The sequence below is a fragment of the Motilimonas pumila genome (assembly GCF_003596335.1).
Classification (GTDB): domain Bacteria; phylum Pseudomonadota; class Gammaproteobacteria; order Enterobacterales; family CBDFNC01; genus Motilimonas; species Motilimonas pumila.
Genome location: NZ_QZCH01000064.1, coordinates 1 through 3,985, shown reverse-complemented (window position 1 = coordinate 3,985; position 3,985 = coordinate 1). Strand labels below are relative to the sequence as shown.

Annotated in this window: 4 protein-coding genes; 2 read left to right on the top strand and 2 right to left on the bottom strand. The window is 43.1% G+C overall.

The window, feature by feature from the left end:
- The first annotated feature begins 91 nt into the window (after nucleotides 1-91).
- Complete coding sequence (locus tag D1Z90_RS20165; RefSeq protein ID WP_147378813.1) at nucleotides 92-622, top strand: hypothetical protein; 531 nt, start codon at nucleotides 92-94, stop codon at nucleotides 620-622.
- 1,252 nt (nucleotides 623-1,874) lie between these two features.
- Entirely contained in the window at nucleotides 1,875-2,654 is a 780-nt protein-coding gene (locus D1Z90_RS20155) for a hypothetical protein (RefSeq protein ID WP_119912574.1), read from the top strand.
- 170 nt (nucleotides 2,655-2,824) lie between these two features.
- On the opposite strand, the gene D1Z90_RS20150 is transcribed toward D1Z90_RS20155, so the two are convergent.
- Together D1Z90_RS20150 and D1Z90_RS20145 are read right to left on the bottom strand one after the other, a co-directional pair.
- Complete coding sequence (locus D1Z90_RS20150) at nucleotides 2,825-3,202, bottom strand: PH domain-containing protein (protein WP_119912573.1); 378 nt, start codon at nucleotides 3,200-3,202, stop codon at nucleotides 2,825-2,827.
- Between the two features lie 90 nt (nucleotides 3,203-3,292).
- Nucleotides 3,293-3,769 carry a GNAT family N-acetyltransferase gene (locus D1Z90_RS20145; protein WP_119912572.1) on the bottom strand — a complete coding sequence of 159 codons (477 nt, stop codon included), beginning with the start codon at nucleotides 3,767-3,769 and terminating at the stop codon, nucleotides 3,293-3,295.
- Nucleotides 3,770-3,985 lie beyond the last annotated feature (216 nt).

Here is a 3,985-nt window from a genome sequence, read left to right as displayed (position 1 = left end):
TTAAAAAAGCTGGTTGGTGCGATGATTATAGAGCGCAAGTCTTCTTTGGGCTATAAATTAACCAAAGTATGCTCGCGCCCTGCTAGGTAAGGTGAGCCGTGTAGTGCGTTTAGCCGCGTTTCATGGAGTGGACGACCCTTTTTATCGGGCGCATTATGGCGCTCGCATACTGTCAGTAGACGCGCCCTACTTTCGAGGTTCAGCCATTCCTCCAAAAGCGACAGCGATCTTTTTTGAAGCTGACGAGTATTTAACCCATCAACAACCTTTGTCCATTGAAGGCGCTCAATACTTGGAGATTGGCAGTGGAAAATTGAATGAGGGCTTAATTTGGTTGCCTCACCAGGGCGGTACGTTAATTACCGGAGACAGTTTTCAAAACTGGCCAACCACTGACTCGTACTTTAATTGGGCCAGCAAGTTATTGATGCCTAAACTGGGTTTTATCAAAGCCCATAACATTGGAAAAGTATGGTTTGATACCATCAAGCCTGATATCCATGAGTTAAAACAATGCTTTGATAAAGGAGTTGAAGTGCTTATCCCAAGCCATGGTAATGTGGTTGAGCATTCAGCCAGCCAATACTATTTGCCGCGACTAAGTGAATTACTCGGCCTTTAAAACCTTGGTCAAGCAATTTGGTATAGAGTCTGCATACGCGGTTAAATATTCAAAAATCATCAATGGCGCAAGACCCACTGGCTCTTTTGCGATTAAACCCTATGCGTCGTAGTCATTGCCTTACTCGCAACGACAGCGACACCATATCGCCTAAGGCATTATAGGAATGGGGTTTAATAAGAGCCCAGATGCGCGATATTAAAGTCGATAATGTCCAATGTTTACGCACCTTTTAAAGTAACATTGTAAGGTGCAAAATCACCTGACACGTGACGCCTATTGGCTCTTGTTGAGGTAACATTGAGTCAGCGTGTCGCATTTTTCCTCGGATAAGAAGCCACAAGTAGCGTCGTAATACTCGCGCAGCAGCTTAGTTATTTAATCTAACGCTGACTGACCTGCGATGTGCCCTGTTAACGGGTAATTCAATACCTCACCCTCTACATATGGCACAACCTCATGACCCTTAGTATCAAAATCCTATGGTTGAGGCGACCACGTCAAGCCACTGGCGTGAAGGGACCTGAATAAGACTTGCACTGATGCAGGCAACTCCCCACTGGGCGGAAAACTTTTTTGTCAGCATGAAAAATAGCATTTCCTCTACTGCTGGACAGTGTTTACATATTTGAGCGCGATTTTTAAGAAGGTAATGAAGGCCAGATGCCAATGAGCCAGTCTATTCAAATCATTAAGCGTCATAAAAACAATACATTAAACAATATGAAGCCTTCCATTAAAAGGCCTCCCATTTCATTGCCTTGAATTTCATACAAGGCTTAAACAGCCACTGCTGCGAGCTTTCAGGGCGAATAAGGCACTTGCGTTATCAAACGCAAACAGGAGGCGTCATAAAAAATTCACCCTCTCTTTTGTATCATCACACTGCCTCGCTGCCAGTTGCATATCGCAAGGGGAGCGAACAAGGTAAGAAAGCCAAATGACAAGACTAAACACTCTCTGACACCATAATGCCCTCGGGCCAGAGAGGCGTTATAGATAAAAAGTTTAATTATAATAATGAATTAGCGAAATTTGTTGATATTTATTTGATAAGCAAGCATATTGACGGGGTCGAAGAAATGTCTAATACCACTATAAAGTTTGAGACCGGTATTAACGCTTATCATCATTTACTTCGAGCGCGAGGCTTTATGGTTATCAATGTATTTACTTAACCAGGCAGAAACCGACATCTGACCGACCTCGCGACCATTTAACACTCAAACATTGCATCATTTAAAGGATAAAAATGAACAAGCCATTATTAAAGAACAGCATGATTGTTTCTTCTCTACTTGCAGTATTCAGTGCCGGCGCAGCAGCGCAAAGTGTGGCGTATGATACAGACGGCCCAAGCCGTTGGACCAGCTACCAAAATAGCGCCCTAAAAAGCGTGGTAACGTCTTCAGATTCAGCACTAGACATCAACTTTGTTGCCCATCCGGCTTTACCTGTAGGTGAAGTTGATTGCACCACCTCGCCAACATTACACAACAGCGATACCGGTGAATTTATCACTACAGGCTCAATCGGTTATGCCGATGCAAAAGGCAGCGTACTGTGGGGTAGTTTTGAATCGCCGGCTGAATATGCCCACAACAACAAAGTAGCAAAATTCACTTGTTACAAAAGCGACGGTTCAACGCAAGTTATTCAGCATAAAATACCAGGTGCGCCAGAAGTCAATGGCCAAATGCGCGTGAAAGGCATTGGCAAGTTCAGTGACGGTCGCTACCCGCAGTTAAAAATCTCTGGCTTTGTGAGCATCAACAACAAAACCAATGAAGGCCGCTGTGTAATTACCTCTCGTAACTTTGCGTCGTCTACCTTGTTTAACGGACAAACCTCAAAAACTGACTTTTACAGCGACTACTTTTCATTAACTGAAAAAATCAGCAGCCACAATGGTGACACGCTGGAAGTTGGCTTTACATGTTCTAACAGCGGTGGTTCAACAAGCTTTGTGAAACGTTGGGATATTAGCGGTGAAGAAATTAAACCGCTGGCAAGTGCAGTAACCTCAAAATAAGGCTGTCATAGCCAAACACAATAAGGGAAGCCTGCTTCCCTTTTTGAATCTTTTACCTTAACCAGTTAAACACTTTCTTATGCTTGACGTTTAGGGCCCTTAAAAAGTGACATTATTTGAGCGCTTTACCGTTAAAGTCACCTCAACTTACGCTGCCACGAATCAATCAATTAGGCTAAAACGTACTGGCTAATAACCCTGTTAAACCTCAATAAATCGAAAGAGCCTCTGATTTCAAACTTCACCTTACCGACTTCACTTAAATAAAGCTCAATTTCACAATCTAGATCTAACGTTCCAGAAGTTTCAACGGAGAAGGCTTGAACCTTCGAGAAAGGCAACGAGGTATAATCCACCTTTGAACCGGTAATACCTTGAACATTTGCAGCAATCACGCGTTTATTCGTAAAAACCACTTGGTCTCGAATGGTTTTGAATGCGGCTAAAATCTCTTCGCCATCGATTAAAAACTGATGCAAATCTTCTCGAATATTTGACTCGGCAATGGGCTTCAATTTGAAAATGGCAGAGTTGTTAAAATCAATCATGGGTCTCCTAATTCAATCGCTAACGGGTATCGCGCCATTAAATCACACATGCTAAGAAAAATGGAAAATTATACGCGACGATAAACGCATTTACTGGGCCCTTTTATCATGATGAAAGCGCTGTCTTGTGACTGTGCCCCATTTAGCGTCTTCAAACACATCTTCAATATAATGGCCATCGGTATAATCTCCCACAACCTCACGCCAGAATTTGAGCGCATGCTCAGCCCCTGCAACTTGCTTTATCTCCCAGGCACCGCCAAGGCGCTGAAATAAGATGGAAATAAAACGTTTGCCCACCTTTTTATTTCGAAAACAAGGCAGCACGTAGAAGTCACAAATTTCATAGCCTTTGGGTGTTTTTTCATCAATGGCAGTTAACGCGGCCGGTATGCCCTCTAAGTACAATAAGTAGCCCGTCACGCTGCCTTCTGGTTTAGGGTCAATATCGAAGGTCCCATCCGGATTGGGTTTATCGTCGATAATCTTTGAAAATTCTGCGGCGTAGCCTTGATAAAGGTTGGCGTATACATGGCGATGAGTGTCATCCACTTTAACAATCTTCATCTGTGCTTCTCTCGGTATAATCATGTTGAAACGTTTATTAAGGAGAATAAGCCGGCGTTTTCTCCTGCTCCACATTTTCTACAAATGATAAAACCACCAAATTAATCGGGTTGTTTTAAAACCCAATAAGCAGCCAGGGCGCGAGCATACTTTGGTTAATTTATAGCCCAAAGAAGACTTGCGCTCTATAATCATCGCACCAACCAGCTTTTTTAA